We start from the raw sequence: 17,936 nt of genomic DNA, 5'->3' as shown, positions 1-17,936 counted from the left end.
TCAATTTGCAATAAATCACCATTGTTTAATCAAATACAAAAAAAAATGTTAATCATCGATTGATTTTATACATATCAATTTTATTTTTATTAGTGCTCTTTTTAATTTATTTTCGGTCTCCGCTTAGTAATATAAAAAAGATTAGTGTGTTTGGAAATCACTATATGACGGATGAGCAAGTAATGAAGGATTCAGGCGTGACATATGATACAAGTTATTTCCGAGTGACAGCACATAAAGCTGAAGAAAACTTAACGAAGCGAAAAGAAATTAAAGCAGTAAATGTAAAAAAACGTTTTCCAAACAAGATTGATATTCATATCGAAGAATATTTAACGATTGGTTATATAAATAAAGAGGGAAAATTACAACCGTTATTAGAAAATGGAAAAACGCTTGATGTACTACCTAATGGAAAACTTCCTGTTGCAGCACCGATTTTTGAACCTTTTAAAGAAGAGAAAATGAAGGAGTTAATCGCTGAACTAGAAAAATTAACACCAGCTATTTTAAAATCTATTTCGGAGATTCGCTATTCACCAACGAATGCGAATGAAGATCATCTTACTTTATATATGAATGAAGGTTATGAAGTGAGCACTACGATTCAAAATTTCGCAAAACGTATGGAAGCCTATCCACTTATTTTAAAAACAATTGAGCCAGGTAAGAAGGTATTAATTGACTTAGAAGTAGGTGCATATACGAAAGAATTAGGTGCGGAAGAAAAAAAAGAATAGAATGGTAGTTTTCGTTGCTTATAGCAGAAAAAACGAAACGAATGTTCTATTATATATATACGAATTTAGAAGAATGGTTCATTTGATGAAAAATATGTAAAAATTCTTAGATTCATACTAGTATTGGTACAAGTTTCACTTTTCTATGAGTACATCTTAGTGTAGACTTATACTTGGCGGTAAACTTTACACTCGAAATAGAATTATTTCAAGATAAGCAGTTATTCATAGTTTACTGCGATATTCTTAATTGAATGCTAAATAAAAATAAGAAAAATATAGGGTTAAAAAAGGGAAACGTATAAAGACGTTGAATATTTTTCTTATAAATAGTAAAGTTGCGATTGTTGTTCCATATATTGAGTTGTATGGTATAAATAAAGAAGGAGGTGCCAAAGAATGAACAGCAATGAAATATATGTTAGTCTTGACATCGGTACATCCAATGTTAAAGTCATCATTGGTGAAATGGTTAATGACAGCTTAAACATTATTGGTGTTGGAAATGTAAAATCAAATGGTTTAAAGAAGGGATCGATAGTTGATATAGACGAGACTGTTCGATCAATTAAAAAAGCAATTGAACAAGCTGAGCGCATGGTGGGAATCCACATTGAGCAAGTTGTAGTAGGTGTCAATGCAAACCAGGTACAGCTACTTCCTTGTCACGGAGTAGTCGCTGTTTCAAATGAAGATCGTGAAATCGGGAATGAAGATGTCTTACGCGTTCTAGATGCAGCACAAGTTGTGTCAATTGCTCCAGAACGTGAGTTTATTGATGTGGTACCTCGACAGTTCATCGTAGACGGTCTTGACGAGATTAACGATCCACGCGGGATGATCGGTGTAAGATTAGAAATGGAAGGTACACTTATTACAGGCTCGAGAACTTTACTACATAACCTACTTCGTTGTGTAGAAAAAGCAGGTCTTGAAATTGTTGATATTTGTCTTCAACCTTTAGCGGCTGCAACAGTTGCTATATCTTCAGATGAAAAAAATAGAGGAGTAGCCCTTGTTGATATGGGGGGAGGATCTACAACTTTATCTATTTTTAAAGATGGAGAGTTACAAGCGACGAGCGTATTACCATTAGGTGGAGACCATATAACGAAAGATATTGCGATTGGGTTGAAAACTTCAACAGAAAATGCAGATCAAATTAAGTTGAAATATGGACATGCTTTTTATGATACAGCATCTGAAGAAGAGATGTTTACGGTTCCTATTATGGGAAGTGATCAAACAGAACAATATTCTCAGTTAGAATTATCGGATATAATAGAGGCTCGTGTAGAGGAAATTTTAATGTTTGTTCAAGATGAAGTGCGTAAGTTAGGAGTAAAGCAAGTGGCTTCTGGTTATGTACTAACTGGCGGAATTGCTTCTATGCCAGGTGTTCTTGATCTTGCATATGATATTTTACATGAAAATGTTCGTGTAGCAACTCCTGATTATATTGGTGTGCGTGAGCCTCAATATACAAGTGGAGTTGGATTAATTAAACATTCTTATCAAAAAGCTAAATTACGTGGGAAAAATGTGCAGGAAAAGCAAGAGCATTTTGAACCAGTACCAGCACCAGCACCAACGCCGGTACAACAGCAACCCGCGAAACAAAAAACTCGTAATCAAAACAATAATAATCAAAATGATGACCGCATGATGTCAAAAGTAAAACGTGTATTCCGTTATTTATGGGATTAAAATTGGACACGAAAAATGAGGTTCTAGGGGGATTTCGACATGTTAGAGTTTGATACTACTCAAGATCAATTAGCGAATATAAAAGTTATCGGTGTCGGCGGTGGCGGAAACAATGCTGTAAACCGTATGATTGAACACGGTGTACAAGGTGTAGACTTTATCGCTGTGAACACTGATGCACAAGCATTAAATCTATCAAAAGCTGAAACAAAAATGCAAATTGGTGGAAAATTAACGCGTGGACTTGGTGCAGGCGCAAACCCTGAAGTAGGGAAAAAAGCTGCAGAAGAAAGTAAAGAACAGATCCAAGAAGCACTTCGTGGTGCGGATATGGTCTTCGTAACTGCCGGTATGGGCGGTGGAACTGGAACTGGTGCAGCTCCAGTTGTTGCTCAAGTTGCAAAAGAATTAGGTGCTTTAACAGTTGGTGTTGTAACACGTCCATTTACTTTTGAAGGACGTAAGCGTGCGACGCAAGCAGCATCTGGTATTGCAGCATTTAAAGAAAATGTAGATACTCTTATTGTAATTCCAAACGATCGCTTATTAGAGATTGTTGATAAAAATACGCCAATGTTAGAAGCATTCCGTGAAGCTGATAACGTATTACGTCAAGGTGTTCAAGGTATTTCGGATTTAATTGCAACGCCAGGTTTAATTAACTTAGACTTTGCAGACGTAAAGACAATTATGTCTAATAGAGGTTCTGCTTTAATGGGTATTGGTTCTGGTAACGGGGAAAATCGTGCTGCAGAAGCTGCGAAAAAAGCGATTTCTAGTCCATTACTAGAAACATCTATTGATGGAGCTCAAGGTGTTATCATGAACATTACGGGTGGCGCTAACTTAAGCTTATATGAAGTACAAGAAGCGGCAGATATCGTAGCTTCAGCTTCAGATCCAGAAGTAAATATGATCTTCGGTTCTGTTATTAACGAAGGATTAAAAGATGATATCGTTGTAACTGTAATTGCAACTGGTTTTGATGATAGCATTGCAACTCAACCACCAAAACCAATTATTCGTCCGAATGCGAACCACACGCAACAACAGCAACAACCAGTAGCTCAACCTTCAAAACAACGTGAAGTAAAACGTGAAATGAAGCGTGAAGAGCCAGTTGTACATGAGCGTCATTCAGATTCAGATGATATCGATATTCCAGCATTTTTACGTAACCGTCGTAGACGATAAAAAAAGGAGCTTTCATGCTCCTTTTTTGTTTTTTAAATGGAAAAGACCTGCTAAGCAGGTCTTTTTTTTATTTGGTATATTTTGTTGGTGAAAATAAGAGTATATCATTCTATGAATTTGTACTTTTATTTTTTACCGACAGATTATGTCTAGAAATCACAAAATAACAAAAAAACACCTCCGCAAATTGACACACTTTCCTATTGGATATGCATTATACTAGTCTCAACTTGAAAAAAGAGGTGAATTGTTTGGTTGTTTACGCCGACGTTGTTTGGTTGTTAAACGCCTGCATTGATTTTCTTTTGCTTTTATTAACAGCTACCGTGTTAAAAAAGAAAATCAAAAAATGGAGGCTTGTGTTAGGGGCATTTATAGGTTCAACTATTGTTATTTTTGCCTTTACTCCTTTTGCTTCTATGATGACACATCCAATTATGAAACTACTGTACTCGTTACTTATTGTGTATACAGCATTTGGGTTTACAACATTTAGAAATTATGCACAAACTGTTTTTACTTTTTACTTTGTAACCTTTATGGTTGGCGGAGGATTAATTGGAACTCATTTCTTTTTGCAAACGAATGAAATGGTAAATGGATTGGTTCAATCTCAGTCAATTTCTTACGGTGATCCAATTAGTTGGTTATTTGTTATTTTTGGTTTTCCAGTAATTTATTATTTTTCTAAAAAGCGTATTGAAAGTGTAGAGGTCACGAAAATACACTATGATCAAATTGTGAAAGTAAAAATTCAATTAGCAGAAGAAGAACTAGAACTGGCAGGTCTTATTGACAGTGGGAACCAACTTTATGACCCATTAACAAAAACACCCGTTATGATTATGCATGTTTCATCATTAGAACATTGCTTACCATCTTGGTTAACAGAACAAATTTATTCCAAAACAGAAATTCCTCAAATACCAGAAAATGATTCTGGTTGGGCGACAAAATTACGCTTAATTCCTTTCCGTGCAGTAGGAGTAGAGAGTCAATTTTTGTGGGCAATTAAGCCTGATAGTGTGCAAGTTGACCATGAAGGTAGTTCTATTGTTGTAAACAAAGTATTAATTGGATTAAATACACAACAGCTTTCTACTAATGGGGAGTATCAATGTATTGTGCATCCAAAAATGTTGATTTCACAAAAAATGGTAATCGCTTAATAATGAGAGGCGGGATAATATGATGAAATTAAAATTTTATTTAGTATACCTTTGGTATAAAGTATTGCTGAAATTAGGAATTAAGACCGATGAAATTTATTATATTGGTGGAAGTGAAGCGTTGCCACCACCGTTAACAAAAGAAGAAGAGGAAGTTCTTTTGAATAAATTGCCAAAAGGAGATCAGGCAGCAAGGTCATTACTTATTGAACGTAACTTAAGGCTCGTTGTATATATAGCAAGAAAGTTTGAAAATACAGGGATAAATATTGAAGATTTGATTAGTATAGGAACAATCGGCCTTATTAAAGCGGTAAATACATTTAATCCAGAAAAGAAAATAAAATTAGCAACATATGCATCGCGTTGTATAGAAAATGAAATTTTAATGCATTTACGTCGAAATAACAAAAATCGTTCGGAAGTTTCTTTTGATGAACCACTAAACATTGATTGGGATGGGAATGAATTGTTATTGTCTGACGTGTTAGGTACAGATGATGATATTATTACAAAAGATTTAGAAGCTACTGTAGATCGTCACCTTTTAATGAAAGCATTACACCAATTAAATGATCGTGAAAAACAAATTATGGAACTTCGGTTTGGGCTTGCTGGAGGAGAGGAAAAGACGCAAAAAGATGTGGCTGATATGCTTGGGATTTCACAGTCATACATTTCGCGTTTAGAAAAAAGAATTATAAAAAGATTACGAAAAGAATTTAATAAAATGGTGTAAAGAATAAGACCAGCCGTTATGTAGGCTGGTCTTATTCTATTTAGTTGTATTAGGAAAGATAATTTAAATAACAAATCGTGAATAAACCACATGCATAAAATCCCCTTCAAAGGAAATACTTTACACTGTACAGCAACTCCCGATAGGAGGGAACACTTTGACGAGAAACAAAGTAGAAATTTGCGGTGTTGATACAGCTAAACTTCCAGTATTAAAAAATGAAGAGATGCGTAAATTATTTCGTGAAATGCAAAGTGGAGAGATAAGCGCAAGAGAAAAATTAGTGAATGGAAACTTACGTCTTGTACTGAGCGTCATCCAAAGATTTAATAACAGAGGAGAATATGTTGACGATTTATTTCAAGTTGGTTGCATCGGACTTATGAAATCAATTGATAATTTTGATTTAGGCCAAAATGTAAAATTTTCAACGTATGCTGTGCCGATGATTATTGGGGAAATACGCAGATATTTGCGTGATAATAATCCGATTCGCGTATCGCGCTCATTGCGAGATATTGCGTATAAAGCTTTGCAAGTAAGAGAAAAGTTGATTGCAGAAAATTCAAAAGAACCAACAGCAATGGATATTGCAAAAGTGCTAGAAGTAACTCATGAAGAGATAGTATTTGCTTTAGATGCAATTCAAGATCCAGTTTCATTATTTGAACCGATTTATAATGATGGGGGAGATCCTATCTTTGTTATGGACCAGTTAAGTGATGAAAAACAAAAGGACGAGCAGTGGGTTGAAGAATTAGCATTGAAAGAAGGAATGAAGCGTTTAAATGATAGAGAGAAAATGATTATTAGAAAACGTTTCTTCCAAGGAAAGACACAGATGGAAGTTGCAGAAGAAATTGGGATTTCCCAAGCGCAAGTATCACGTTTAGAGAAGTCAGCCATTAAACAAATGAATAAAACGATTCAAGGATAAGGTCTCACCAATTATGGTGAGACCTTTTTATATGTAATATGGTTTGTGCTCATAGTAGGGGATTAGTGTTCATATAATTTCGTATAGGTGGCTTCCTGTAAATATGAGAAACAGTTTCCAATTTGTCATATAAGGGAGAGGATGAAAATGGCGATACGAATTTCAGAGTTACAGATGAAGGATGTTATAAATATTTCAGATGGAAAAAGGATTGGGAATATTGGAGATATTGAAATTGATATGAACACAGGGAAAATTTGTTCTGTTATTATTTCCAAACAGACACGTATGCTAGGTATTTTTGGAAAAGATGTTGAGATTGTAATTCCTTGGAAGGAAATTGTGAAAATTGGGGAAGATGTCATACTTGTAAGAGTAAATCCTGTTAATTCTGTAACAGAATCAATACAAACACCGACAATTTCATAAAGAATATTACAAATTCCTCTTTTTTTTCTGTTAGGATTATGAAAAAATAAAAGTATGGTAAAATAGACAGGAAGTACCATGCTTTTTTCTGTTATTTTAATTAAAAGGAGCCGCTTTATTATGAGAGAACCATTTAAATATGTGGACGGTATACTGTATTTACAAGAGTGGAAAGAACTTGGAAACATTACTGCTGGATTTACGACAAAAGATGGTGGGATAAGTACGGGCTCCTTTCATGCGATGAATTTAGGATTACATGTGAATGATATCGTGGAGAACGTTCATGAAAACAGACGCATTTTAGCAAATAAGTTACAAAAACCATTAGAAAATTGGATTTGCTCTGAACAAGTTCATGCTCATCATGTTGAAAAAGTAGGGCAACAGGAAAAGGGAAGTGGTGTCTATTCATATGAGGACGGCATTTCAAAAACAGATGGCATTTATACGAGTAATGAAGATGTTCTGTTAACGTCTTGTTACGCGGATTGTGTTCCGCTCTATTTTTATGCACCATCACATGGTATGATAGGACTTGCGCATGCTGGATGGAAAGGCACTGTACAAGAGATTGCAAAGGAAATGATTCAAAAGTGGAATGCAGAAGGTATTTCAAGTGATGAAATTCATGTTGCAATTGGGCCGTCGATCGGATCTTGTTGTTATGTTGTGGATGATCGTGTATTAACAGCAGCACAGGAAGTAGTTAGGGGTGCTGTTCCTAATCAAAAAATTTCTGACGGGCAGTACGCAATTAATTTAAAAGAAATTAATCGTATATTATGTGTACAAGCAGGCATAAAAGAAGAGCATATTGTAATGTCATCTCTTTGTACAAGCTGTGAAGAGCAACTATTTTTCTCTCATCGTCGTGATCAAGGTAAGACAGGAAGAATGTTGAGTTTCATAGGTTTTAAGGAGGAAGAAAGCAAGTGACAGTACAAGAAAATTTAGTAATTGTAAACGAAGCTATTAAAGAATCTTGCGCTCGAGCTGGACGTTCGTTGCAAGATATTAAACTTGTTGCAGTTACAAAAACTGTAGGGATTGAAAAAACAAACGAAGTAATTGAAGCTGGAGTTATCGATTTAGGTGAAAATAGAAATGAAGGTTTCTTACAGAAATACGAGCATTTCGGTTCAAAAGTTAATTGGCACTTTATTGGCTCATTACAAACGAGAAAAGTAAAAGAAATCATTAATGAAATTGATTATTTACATTCGTTAGATCGTCTTTCACTGGCGAAAGAAATTCAGAAACGTGCTGATAAGAAAGTGAAATGCTTTATTCAAGTGAAAACCTCATCTGAAGAATCGAAGCAAGGATTGGCAATAGAAGAGGTTGTTTCTTTTATTCAAAGTTTGCAAGAATTCGATAAAATTGAAGTGGTTGGACTAATGACGATGGCTCCATTTACAGAAGAAGAGGAAGAAATCAGACGCTGTTTTAAGGAATTACGTATGCTGCAAACAGAGGTGCAGGAGCTAGAGTTATTACATGCGCCATGTAAAGAATTATCAATGGGAATGTCCAACGATTACAAGATTGCAATTGAAGAAGGGGCTACATATATTCGTTTGGGAACGATTTTAGTAGGAAAAGCGTAAAAGGAAGGAGAATCTTATTATGAGTTGGTCAAAAGTAAAATACTTCTTTTTTGATACACCGGAAGAAAAAGAAGCAGCTCAATATGGTTATGAAAAGGAGCAAACAGACATGAAAAAGCAGCAAGATCTACCAGAACAACAAGACGTTACGTTTCCGAAAGCGCAACCGAAGCAAAACGTTGTGAGTATTGAAACAGCAAAACAATCTTCAAAAGTTGTTTTATTAGAACCACGCACATATTCGGAAGCACAAGGGATTGCGGACCACTTAAAAGGTAGACGAGCTGTTGTAATTAATTTGCAGAGAATGTCTACTGATCAAGCGGTACGTATCGTTGACTTTTTAAGTGGTACTGTATACGCTATAGGCGGGGATATTCAAAAAATAGGGCCGAAAACATTTATGTGTACACCTGAAAATGTAGATATTGTTGGTGCGATTTCAGAGTTATTCGGTGAAGAAGAAGAAACAAATATAAAGAGGTGGTAATACGCCATGACAACAGTTTTTATAGTGTTAAGTTATGCTATCGAGATTTACTCGTGGGCACTTATTATTTACATTCTCCTATCATGGTTTCCTGGTGCAAAGGAATCATCTTTTGGAGAGTTCCTGGCACGTATTTGTGAACCGTATTTAGAATCATTCCGCCGCTTTATTCCGCCGCTTGGAATGATTGATATTTCTCCAATCGTTGCGATCTTTGCGTTGAAACTTGCTAAAACTGGTTTGTTCAGTTTATTAAGCTATTTCTTATAGTAAGAAGGTAAATACATGAGCATCTACGAACATTTTAGGCCTGATGAGGAGGTCTTTGTGGATAAAGTGCTAGAGTGGAAGCGAGCGGCGGAGTACCATCAAGTGAAGTTAACGGATTTTCTCGATCCTAGGCAACAACAAATTGTTTCTATGGTAATAGGACAAGGTGATGTTGCTGTGCAATTTGGTGGTGCAACGCCTAATGCAGAGCGTAAAAGAGCACTTATTTATCCAGACTATCTAGAATTAAATGAAGAAGAATTTCAAGTAGAAGTATTAGAAATTGACTATCCTTCCAAGTTTTATACGCTAGAACATAGGCAAATATTAGGTACATTTATGTCTCTTGGTTTAACAAGAGAAAAATGTGGTGATATTTTGCTGCAAGAAAATCGTGCCCAAATTGTAGTTGCGAAAGAAATTGTATCGTATATTGAGATGAACTTACAATCAATAGGGAAAGTAAAAGTCTCTTTAGCGTCAGTGCAAGGAGAACAAATTCTACAGATACATGAAACGTGGGGAGAGAAATCTGGAACGGTTTCTTCACTTCGTTTAGATGTTATGTTAGCTGAAATGTTACATTTATCTAGACAGAAAGTACAACCTTTCATAAAAAATGGTTTAGTAAAAGTCAATTGGAAAACAGTGGAGCAAACTTCTTATGAATGTTATCCAGGAGATGTTTTTTCTGTTAGAGGATATGGCCGAAGTAAATTATTTTCTGTAGAAGGTAGAACAAAACGCGACAAATGGAGAATTTTGTATGGTATACTAAAATGATTGGTTTTTTAGAAGGAAATCCTCCTATTTTGTCGAAGAAAAGATATAATTGAAAGAGGAAATTTAGATAACTACTTGGAGGTGGCGTTGTGCCGTTAACACCATTAGATATTCATAACAAAGAATTTGGTCGCGGATTCCGTGGCTATGATGAAGATCAAGTAAATGAGTTTCTTGATCAAATTATCAAAGATTATGAATTGGTCATTCGTGAGAAAAAAGCTTTAGAAGAAAAAGTTGCGCAGTTAGAAGGGAAGTTAGATCATTTCTCTAATATTGAAGATACGTTAAACAAATCTATCGTTGTTGCACAAGAAGCAGCGGAAGAAGTAAAACGTAATGCGCAAAAAGAAGCGAAATTAATTGTGCGTGAAGCTGAAAAGAATGCTGATCGTATTATTAACGAAGCATTAGTAAAATCAAGAAAAGTTGCTTTTGATATTGAAGAGCTAAAGAAACAAGCGAAAGTATTCCGAACTCGTTTCCGTATGTTATTAGAAACACAGCTTGAGATGTTAAACAACGATGATTGGGATAAACTAATTGAATTAGAAGACGAAGTAGATGAACTGTTGAAAAAAGAAGAAACAGTGTAAGCTTGACGTTTTTCTCATTATTACATATAATTTTAAACAACATATTTATTAAGAAAAACGAAGATAGGGATAAGTACCTTTTCAAACCTTATATAGCGAACTGAGGATGGTGTAAGCTCAGGATAAGGAGATAGTGGGAATATCACCCTGGAGTTCCGCGCTGAACAAATAGAGTAAGCGTAGGCGTGTATTCGCGTTAAGAATATAAAGAGGATTCTATACATATGTATATGATCTACTAGGGTGGTACCGCGGGAGACTTTCTCGTCCCTTTTTGGGATGAGAAGGTCTCTTTTTTATTCCGTTTTTTAAGTATTTCTTTTATACATGTAAGGAGGAATTGAGCATGGAGTACAAAAATACATTACTGATGCCAAAAACAGAGTTCCCAATGCGTGGGAATTTACCAAAACGTGAGCCTGCAATGCAAGAAAAATGGGCTGAAATGAATATTTACGAAAAAGTACAAGAACATACAAAAGGTCGTCCTTTATTTGTATTGCATGATGGACCTCCATATGCGAATGGTGACATTCATATGGGACATGCATTAAATAAAGTATTAAAAGACTTTATTGTTCGTTATAAATCAATGACTGGTTTTAGTGCGCCATATGTTCCGGGATGGGATACGCACGGTTTACCAATTGAACAAGCTTTAACAAATAAAGGTGTAAAACGTAAAGAAATGACAGTTGCTGAGTTCCGTAAGTTATGTGCAGAGTATGCATATGAACAAGTAGAACGTCAACGTGAACAATTTAAGCGTCTAGGTGTACGTGCAGATTGGGATAATCCATATATTACTTTAGAGCCAGCTTATGAAGCACAACAAATTAAAGTGTTTGGTGACATGGCGAAAAAAGGTTATATCTATAAAGGGCAAAAACCAGTTTACTGGTCTCCAACGAGTGAATCTGCTTTAGCGGAAGCTGAAATTGAATATCAAGATAAAAAATCAGCATCTATTTACGTAGCATTTCCTGTAAAAGATGGAAAGAACGTATTAGAAGGTGATGAAAAGTACATCATTTGGACAACAACACCTTGGACATTACCTGCAAACTTAGGTATTTCTGTTCATCCAGAGCTTGAATATAGCATTGTAAAAGTAAATGATGAGAAATATATCATTGCTTCTGAGCTGTTTGAGACAGTTGCAAAAACGTTAGAGTGGGAAAATGCTGAAGTTATGAAAACAGTAAAAGGTAGCGAACTTGAGTATACAGTTGCAAAACATCCATTCTACGATCGTGATTCATTAGTTATGCTAGGAGATCACGTAACAACAGATGCAGGTACAGGTTGTGTTCATACAGCACCAGGACACGGGGAAGATGACTTCGTTGTTGGTAAAAAGTATGGATTAGAAGTACTTTGCCCAGTCGATGATAAAGGTGTATTAACAAATGAGGCACCTGGATTTGAAGGCTTATTCTATGATAAAGCTAACAAACCAATTACAGAAAAATTAGAAGAAGTAGGCGCGTTACTGAAACTAACATTCATTACACATTCATACCCACATGATTGGAGAACGAAAAAACCAATTATTTTCCGTGCGACAGCACAGTGGTTTGCATCTATTGAAGCATTCCGTAAAGAATTAATAGAAGCTGTAGCAGAAACAAAATGGGTACCAGCATGGGGAGAAACTCGTCTTCATAATATGGTTCGTGACCGTGGTGACTGGTGTATTTCTCGTCAGCGTGCATGGGGTGTGCCAATTCCGGTATTCTATGCTGAGAATGGTGATCCAATTATTACGGATGAAACAATTAACCATGTAGCAGATTTATTCCGTGAAAACGGTTCTAACGTATGGTTCGAGCGTGAAGCGAAAGATCTATTACCAGAAGGATTTACACATCCAGGTAGCCCAAATGGTGAATTCCGTAAAGAAACAGACATCATGGATGTATGGTTCGATTCAGGTTCTTCTCACCAAGCGGTATTAGAAGAGCGCGAAGATTTACAGCGTCCAGCTGATTTATATTTAGAAGGATCTGACCAGTATCGTGGTTGGTTTAACTCTTCATTATCAACAGCAGTTGCTGTAACAGGTAAAGCTCCATATAAAGGCGTACTAAGCCACGGTTTCGTACTAGATGGTGAAGGACGTAAAATGAGTAAGTCGATTGGAAACATCGTCGTACCGAAGAAAATCATGGATCAATTAGGCGGAGACATTTTACGCTTATGGGTATCTTCTGTTGACTATCAATCTGACGTACGTATTTCAGATGATATTTTAAAACAAGTAGCAGAAGTGTATCGTAAAATCCGTAACACATTCCGTTTCTTATTAGGAAACTTAGACGACTTTAAGCCAAGTGAAAATGCAGTAGCTGTAGCTGAACTTCGTGAAGTAGATCGTTACATGTTAGTAAAATTAAATGACTTGATTACAAAAGTTAAAGAAGCATATGAGACATACGACTTCGCTGCTGTGTATCATGCAATTCATAACTTCTGTACAATTGATTTAAGTTCATTCTACTTAGACTTTGCAAAAGACATTTTATACATTGAAGGTGCAAACCACGAAGATCGTCGTGCAATTCAAACTGTATTATATGATGTTCTTGTTGCGTTAACGAAACTTGTAACACCAATCTTACCGCACACAGCTGATGAAGTATGGCCATATATTCCAGGCGTAACAGAAGAAAGTGTACAATTAACTGATATGCCAGAAGCTGTACAATTAGATGACGCGGAAGCGTTAAAAACAAAATGGGATGCATTTATGACATTACGTGATGACGTGTTAAAAGCACTAGAAGTAGCTCGTAATGAAAAAGTAATCGGTAAGTCATTAAATGCAAGCATTACGCTATATCCAACTGCAGAAATGAAAGCTATGTTAGAGTCTATTAGCGAAGACTTAAAGCAATTATTCATCGTTTCTGAGTATAAACTTGGTGGTATGATGGATGAAGCGCCAGCAGATGCACCGAAGTATGAACATACAGCGGTTGTTGTTGTTCAAGCAACTGGTGAAACATGTGAACGTTGTTGGGTAGTTTCAGAAACAATTGGTAAAGATGCTGAACATGAAACATTATGTGAGCGTTGTGCAACAGTTGTTAAAGAAAACTATGTAAAATAATAAAAAACTGACTGCTATTGATGCGGTCAGTTTTTTTGTTGATGGCATATCAAGATCACTTTCAGACTCTTTCCTGTGAAGGAAAAATGTGTGTGAGGTAAGCAAATAAATTTCGGACACACTAACTGTACATTACAGCTAGGAGGAATGTACACGTGAATGAAATTTACATGGAAATAAAAGAAGAATTGCAATTGATGAGAAAAGAGTTGCAAGAGAGACTAGCTAAAGAAGTAATGCACAAATATGATGTCGAGTTCAGCCAAGAGCTTGGATATGAAATTAAGGAAGAGATAAAGAAAAAATTGCTATTACATGATATAAAAGAGGATTTAAAGGATGTAGAACGCGCATTATTTAAAATGGAAATAGACATGTATGGTATTTGTGAAGAGACGGGGAGATTAATTTCGACAAAGCAAATGAAGACAATGCCGACTGCCCGTACGATTCATGAATTCTTCTACGAAAAGGTAAATGTATGAATACGCACAACGATATTATGTTACCTTTTTAAATTTATTTTATTCTTCTATAAAGGTTCATTGTGAAAAGGTAGCAGCTATGCTAAAATTTTGAGGTACACTGTCTTTGTGGGGGAAATGAAAATGATATATTATGTAATAGCGTTATTCGTCATTGCTATCGATCAAATATCGAAGTGGTTAATTGTAAAGAACATGGAATTGGGTACGAGTATTCCGATTATCGACAATGTATTATACATAACATCACATCGAAATAGAGGCGCTGCTTGGGGTATTTTAGAAAATAAAATGTGGTTCTTCTACATTATTACAGTTGTTTTTGTAGTGTTTATTGTATTTTATATGAAAAAGTATGCGAAAACAGACAAGCTTCTAGGTATTTCGTTAAGCCTAATTTTGGGCGGGGCAATTGGTAACTTTATTGATCGTGTATTTAGACAAGAAGTAGTGGATTTCATTCACGTGTATATTTTCTCGTACAACTATCCAGTATTCAATATAGCTGATTCAGCATTATGTATTGGTGTTGTATTAATTATTATTCAAACATTATTAGAAGGCAAGAAAGCGAAGGAGTAATTGAATGAGTGAAGTAGTACAAGTAACAGTTGCAGCAGAGCAAAAAAACGAGCGAATTGATAAATTCGTTGCAGGGATAAATAACGAATGGTCACGTACGCAAGTGCAGCAATGGATTAAAGATGACGTTGTGACAGTAAACGGAAAAGCGGTAAAAGGGAATTATAAAGTAAAAGAAGAAGATGAAATTACAGTAACAATTCCTGAACCAGAAGAGTTAGATATTCAACCAGAGGATTTAAATTTAGAAATTTATTATGAAGATGCAGATGTGCTTGTTGTAAATAAGCCACGTGGTATGGTTGTACATCCAGCACCAGGGCATACAAGTGGTACACTTGTAAACGGCCTTATGCACCATTGTACAGACTTATCAGGCATTAACGGTGTAATGCGTCCAGGTATCGTGCATCGTATCGATAAAGATACATCTGGACTATTAATGGTTGCTAAAAATGATATGGCACATGAATCGCTTGTAAATCAGCTTGTAGCAAAAACAGTAACGAGACGTTATAAAGCGATTGTACACGGTGTGATTCCGCATGATAAGGGAACGATTGATGCTCCGATTGCTCGTGATAAGAAAGAGCGTCAAAGTATGACAGTTGATGAAAATGGTAAGAACGCTGTTACGCACTTCCAAGTGTTAGAACGCTTTAAAGACTTTACGCTTGTAGAATGTCGCTTAGAAACGGGACGTACGCACCAAATTCGTGTTCATATGAAATATATTGGCTATCCACTTGCAGGAGATCCGAAGTATGGTCCGAAGAAAACGTTAGATATGAATGGACAAGCACTTCATGCGGGTATTTTAGGCTTTGATCATCCTCGTACTGGTGAATATATTCAGTTTGAGGCACCGATTCCAGAAGTGTTTGAAGACGTATTAAATATTTTACGAAAATAGTATTGACAAATCATAAGAAAACTGAGATACTGACAACAGTTAAATAATGATCCTTTAACACAGCCCCGTGAGGTTGAGAAGGTAACGGTTTGAAATACTTAGGGTATGTTGTACCCTTTTTTCAAAAGTCCTCTCGCACACGCTGAGAGGACTTTTTTTATACCATTACTCTCACGCAAGAAAAAAGCTTGGAGGTGTAGAGCATGCAAGAGAAAGCTGTCGTTTTAGATGACCAAATGATTCGCCGCGCTTTAACACGAATTAGTCATGAAATCGTGGAACGAAATAAAGGTGTCGATAATTGTGTTCTTGTCGGAATTAAAACTCGTGGAATTTTTATTGCACAACGTTTGGCAGAACGAATTGGTCAAATTGAAGGAAAAGAAATGGAAGTTGGAGAGTTAGACATTACGTTATATCGTGATGATTTAACACTACAATCGAAAAATAAAGAACCACTTGTAAAAGGTTCTGATATCCCTGTAGATATTACGAAGAAGAAAGTTATCCTTGTGGATGACGTATTATATACAGGAAGAACAGTTCGAGCAGCAATGGATGCTCTTATGGATTTAGGTAGACCATCTCAAATCCAATTGGCGGTTCTTGTTGATAGAGGTCATCGCGAATTACCAATTCGCGCTGATTATGTAGGGAAGAACATTCCAACATCAAGTGAAGAGCGTATCGAAGTTGATTTGCAAGAGACAGATCAACAAGATCGAGTAAGCATATACGATAAGTAAAGCCCTTTTAAATGTAGTCCTGTGAGGCTGCCAAAGGGTCTTGGCTTTCATATGTCAAATTTGGCATACGAAAGTGTAGGACTCTTTGTGCACAGGCACAAAGAGTTTTTTTATTGCAAAGATTTAAACTGAAGGAGGATGTAACAATGGAACAAAAGCCAGTGTTAGACGTTAATGAAGTACCGAAACCGGGAAAATGGTTATTTTTAAGTATACAACATTTGTTCGCAATGTTTGGATCAACAGTGCTTGTTCCGTTTTTAACAGGATTGAATCCATCAGTAGCATTAATATCAAGTGGATTAGGAACGTTAGCGTTCCTTCTTATAACGAAAGGTCAAGTACCTGCCTATCTAGGATCATCATTCGCCTTTATCGCACCGATTATAACAGCAAAAACGGCAGGTGGACCGGGAGCAGCAATGCTTGGTGGTTTGCTAGCAGGACTTGTGTACATCTTAATCTCACTAGGAATTAAGAAATCAGGATCAGAGTGGATTATGAAATTACTACCACCAATCGTAGTTGGTCCAGTAGTAATGGTAATCGGTCTAGCTTTAGCACATACAGCAGTTAATATGGCGATGAACGGTGCGGATGGCAAATATAGCTTTACACACTTTTCAGTAGCGTTAGTAACATTAGCAATTACAATTATATGCTCGATATTTGGAAGAGGATTTTTCAGTATCATACCAGTGTTACTTGGCATTATCGGCGGATATATCTTCGCTTACTTCCAAGGGCTAGTAGACTTAAAGCCGGTAGCTGAGGCAAAATGGTTTGTTGTACCAGATTTCACAGTACCATTTGTAACATATACACCAGAGTTTTCATGGAAGATTGTACTCTTGATGGTACCAGTTGCACTAGTAACAATATCAGAACATATCGGACATCAAATTGTTCTTGGAAATGTTATTAAAAGAGATTTAATTGAAAAACCAGGTTTACACCGTTCAATCTTCGGTGACGGAGTAGCAACATTAATTGCGTCACTAATCGGTGGGCCACCGAATACAACGTATGGTGAAAACATCGGTGTGCTAGCAATTACGAGAGCATACAGTGTATACTTATTCATCGGTTCAGCAGTATTCGCAATCATGTTCGGGTTTATCGGTAAGATTTCTGCACTGATTCATTCGATCCCAACACCAGTTATGGGTGGTGTATCAATCTTACTATTCGGTGTAATCGCATCAAGCGGATTACGCATGATGGTAGATGATAAAACAGATTTAAGTGACAAACGAAACTTAATGATTGCATCAGTAATATTAGTAATCGGTATTGGTGGAGCGGTACTTCACGTAGGAGAATCATTCCAAGTAGAAGGAATGGCACTAGCAGCAATTGTAGGTGTACTGTTAAATCTACTACTACCGGAAACGAAACAAATAAAACAATCTAAGCAGATTGCTTCATAATAAT

At 36.2% G+C, this 17,936-nt stretch carries 18 protein-coding genes, 1 pseudogene and 1 other annotated feature; all 19 genes and pseudogenes read left to right on the top strand.

The genetic code is table 11. From position 1 onward, the window contains the following. Positions 1 to 38 precede the first annotated feature (38 nt). Positions 39 to 740 (top strand): annotated as a pseudogene (gene divIB, locus ACQGS6_RS06580) (cell division protein DivIB); the annotation flags it as partial. Positions 741 to 1,139: 399 nt separating this feature from the next. Then, positions 1,140 to 2,447, top strand: coding sequence for a cell division protein FtsA (gene ftsA / locus ACQGS6_RS06575; protein ID WP_001087557.1), 1,308 nt, complete (start codon positions 1,140 to 1,142; stop codon positions 2,445 to 2,447). 39 nt (positions 2,448 to 2,486) lie between these two features. Beyond that, entirely contained in the window at positions 2,487 to 3,641 is a 1,155-nt protein-coding gene (gene ftsZ, locus ACQGS6_RS06570) for a cell division protein FtsZ (RefSeq protein WP_000888984.1), read from the top strand. 251 nt (positions 3,642 to 3,892) lie between these two features. Further along, the gene (spoIIGA, locus tag ACQGS6_RS06565; protein WP_000261970.1) at positions 3,893 to 4,810 is read left to right on the top strand and encodes a sigma-E processing peptidase SpoIIGA; all 918 of its coding nucleotides are present in this window, start codon (positions 3,893 to 3,895) and stop codon (positions 4,808 to 4,810) included. Positions 4,811 to 4,829: 19 nt separating this feature from the next. Next, positions 4,830 to 5,549, top strand: coding sequence for an RNA polymerase sporulation sigma factor SigE (gene sigE / locus ACQGS6_RS06560; RefSeq protein WP_000976948.1), 720 nt, complete (start codon positions 4,830 to 4,832; stop codon positions 5,547 to 5,549). 157 nt (positions 5,550 to 5,706) lie between these two features. After that, positions 5,707 to 6,486, top strand: a complete 780-nt coding sequence (sigG, locus tag ACQGS6_RS06555; RefSeq protein ID WP_000197755.1) for an RNA polymerase sporulation sigma factor SigG — start codon at positions 5,707 to 5,709, stop codon at positions 6,484 to 6,486. Between the two features lie 147 nt (positions 6,487 to 6,633). Beyond that, positions 6,634 to 6,915, top strand: coding sequence for a YlmC/YmxH family sporulation protein (locus ACQGS6_RS06550; RefSeq protein ID WP_001007674.1), 282 nt, complete (start codon positions 6,634 to 6,636; stop codon positions 6,913 to 6,915). 120 nt (positions 6,916 to 7,035) lie between these two features. Further along, positions 7,036 to 7,854 carry a peptidoglycan editing factor PgeF gene (gene pgeF / locus ACQGS6_RS06545; RefSeq protein WP_001209025.1) on the top strand — a complete coding sequence of 273 codons (819 nt, stop codon included), beginning with the start codon at positions 7,036 to 7,038 and terminating at the stop codon, positions 7,852 to 7,854. Continuing rightward, a complete protein-coding gene (locus tag ACQGS6_RS06540; RefSeq protein ID WP_000218007.1) occupies positions 7,851 to 8,525 on the top strand; it encodes a YggS family pyridoxal phosphate-dependent enzyme in 675 nt (224 codons plus the stop codon). The genes pgeF and ACQGS6_RS06540 overlap by 4 nt, the downstream gene beginning before the upstream one ends. A 19-nt stretch (positions 8,526 to 8,544) precedes the next feature. Next, positions 8,545 to 9,015, top strand: a complete 471-nt coding sequence (locus tag ACQGS6_RS06535) for a cell division protein SepF (protein ID WP_426964968.1) — start codon at positions 8,545 to 8,547, stop codon at positions 9,013 to 9,015. A gap of 6 nt (positions 9,016 to 9,021) precedes the next feature. Continuing rightward, complete coding sequence (locus ACQGS6_RS06530; RefSeq protein ID WP_426964967.1) at positions 9,022 to 9,285, top strand: YggT family protein; 264 nt, start codon at positions 9,022 to 9,024, stop codon at positions 9,283 to 9,285. A gap of 15 nt (positions 9,286 to 9,300) precedes the next feature. Beyond that, positions 9,301 to 10,068 carry an RNA-binding protein gene (locus tag ACQGS6_RS06525; protein WP_002098127.1) on the top strand — a complete coding sequence of 256 codons (768 nt, stop codon included), beginning with the start codon at positions 9,301 to 9,303 and terminating at the stop codon, positions 10,066 to 10,068. Between the two features lie 89 nt (positions 10,069 to 10,157). Next, a complete protein-coding gene (divIVA, locus tag ACQGS6_RS06520) occupies positions 10,158 to 10,664 on the top strand; it encodes a septum site-determining protein DivIVA (RefSeq protein ID WP_001131611.1) in 507 nt (168 codons plus the stop codon). A gap of 51 nt (positions 10,665 to 10,715) precedes the next feature. Further along, positions 10,716 to 10,939 (top strand) — a binding site (T-box leader). Positions 10,940 to 11,010: 71 nt separating this feature from the next. After that, positions 11,011 to 13,776: an isoleucine--tRNA ligase gene (ileS2, locus tag ACQGS6_RS06515; protein ID WP_000455949.1), complete on the top strand. Its 2,766-nt coding sequence runs from the start codon at positions 11,011 to 11,013 to the stop codon at positions 13,774 to 13,776. A 155-nt stretch (positions 13,777 to 13,931) separates the two neighbouring features. Then, the gene (locus tag ACQGS6_RS06510) at positions 13,932 to 14,261 is read left to right on the top strand and encodes a molecular chaperone DnaK (protein ID WP_001002956.1); all 330 of its coding nucleotides are present in this window, start codon (positions 13,932 to 13,934) and stop codon (positions 14,259 to 14,261) included. Positions 14,262 to 14,384: 123 nt separating this feature from the next. After that, positions 14,385 to 14,843: a lipoprotein signal peptidase LspA gene (lspA, locus tag ACQGS6_RS06505; protein WP_000642184.1), complete on the top strand. Its 459-nt coding sequence runs from the start codon at positions 14,385 to 14,387 to the stop codon at positions 14,841 to 14,843. Between the two features lie 4 nt (positions 14,844 to 14,847). Continuing rightward, positions 14,848 to 15,756 carry an RluA family pseudouridine synthase gene (locus tag ACQGS6_RS06500; protein ID WP_000005830.1) on the top strand — a complete coding sequence of 303 codons (909 nt, stop codon included), beginning with the start codon at positions 14,848 to 14,850 and terminating at the stop codon, positions 15,754 to 15,756. 203 nt (positions 15,757 to 15,959) lie between these two features. Beyond that, positions 15,960 to 16,502 (top strand): bifunctional pyrimidine operon transcriptional regulator/uracil phosphoribosyltransferase, encoded by a 543-nt coding sequence (gene pyrR, locus ACQGS6_RS06495; protein WP_001156491.1) that lies wholly within the window; start codon positions 15,960 to 15,962, stop codon positions 16,500 to 16,502. Positions 16,503 to 16,648: 146 nt separating this feature from the next. Beyond that, complete coding sequence (gene uraA / locus ACQGS6_RS06490; protein WP_000435928.1) at positions 16,649 to 17,932, top strand: uracil permease; 1,284 nt, start codon at positions 16,649 to 16,651, stop codon at positions 17,930 to 17,932. Positions 17,933 to 17,936 lie beyond the last annotated feature (4 nt).

The organism is Bacillus sp. GMs2/2 (assembly GCF_050172095.1).
Classification (GTDB): Bacteria; Bacillota; Bacilli; order Bacillales; family Bacillaceae_G; genus Bacillus_A; species Bacillus_A cereus.
The sequence above is the reverse complement of the archived record's forward strand: the minus strand, read 5'-3'. Positions and strand labels throughout refer to the sequence as shown.

Excerpts from the sequence above, each read along its gene's own strand:
- lspA (WP_000642184.1), top strand. The coding sequence starts at position 14,385 with ATGATATATTATGTAATAGCGTTATTCGTCATTGCTATCGATCAAATA.
- ACQGS6_RS06500 (WP_000005830.1), top strand. The coding sequence starts at position 14,848 with ATGAGTGAAGTAGTACAAGTAACAGTTGCAGCAGAGCAAAAAAACGAG.
- pyrR (WP_001156491.1), top strand. The coding sequence starts at position 15,960 with ATGCAAGAGAAAGCTGTCGTTTTAGATGACCAAATGATTCGCCGCGCT.
- ftsA (WP_001087557.1), top strand. The coding sequence starts at position 1,140 with ATGAACAGCAATGAAATATATGTTAGTCTTGACATCGGTACATCCAAT.
- sigE (WP_000976948.1), top strand. The coding sequence starts at position 4,830 with ATGATGAAATTAAAATTTTATTTAGTATACCTTTGGTATAAAGTATTG.
- pgeF (WP_001209025.1), top strand. The coding sequence starts at position 7,036 with ATGAGAGAACCATTTAAATATGTGGACGGTATACTGTATTTACAAGAG.
- ACQGS6_RS06550 (WP_001007674.1), top strand. The coding sequence starts at position 6,634 with ATGGCGATACGAATTTCAGAGTTACAGATGAAGGATGTTATAAATATT.
- ACQGS6_RS06530 (WP_426964967.1), top strand. The coding sequence starts at position 9,022 with ATGACAACAGTTTTTATAGTGTTAAGTTATGCTATCGAGATTTACTCG.
- uraA (WP_000435928.1), top strand. The coding sequence starts at position 16,649 with ATGGAACAAAAGCCAGTGTTAGACGTTAATGAAGTACCGAAACCGGGA.
- ACQGS6_RS06535 (WP_426964968.1), top strand. The coding sequence starts at position 8,545 with ATGAGTTGGTCAAAAGTAAAATACTTCTTTTTTGATACACCGGAAGAA.
- ACQGS6_RS06525 (WP_002098127.1), top strand. The coding sequence starts at position 9,301 with ATGAGCATCTACGAACATTTTAGGCCTGATGAGGAGGTCTTTGTGGAT.
- ftsZ (WP_000888984.1), top strand. The coding sequence starts at position 2,487 with ATGTTAGAGTTTGATACTACTCAAGATCAATTAGCGAATATAAAAGTT.
- ileS2 (WP_000455949.1), top strand. The coding sequence starts at position 11,011 with ATGGAGTACAAAAATACATTACTGATGCCAAAAACAGAGTTCCCAATG.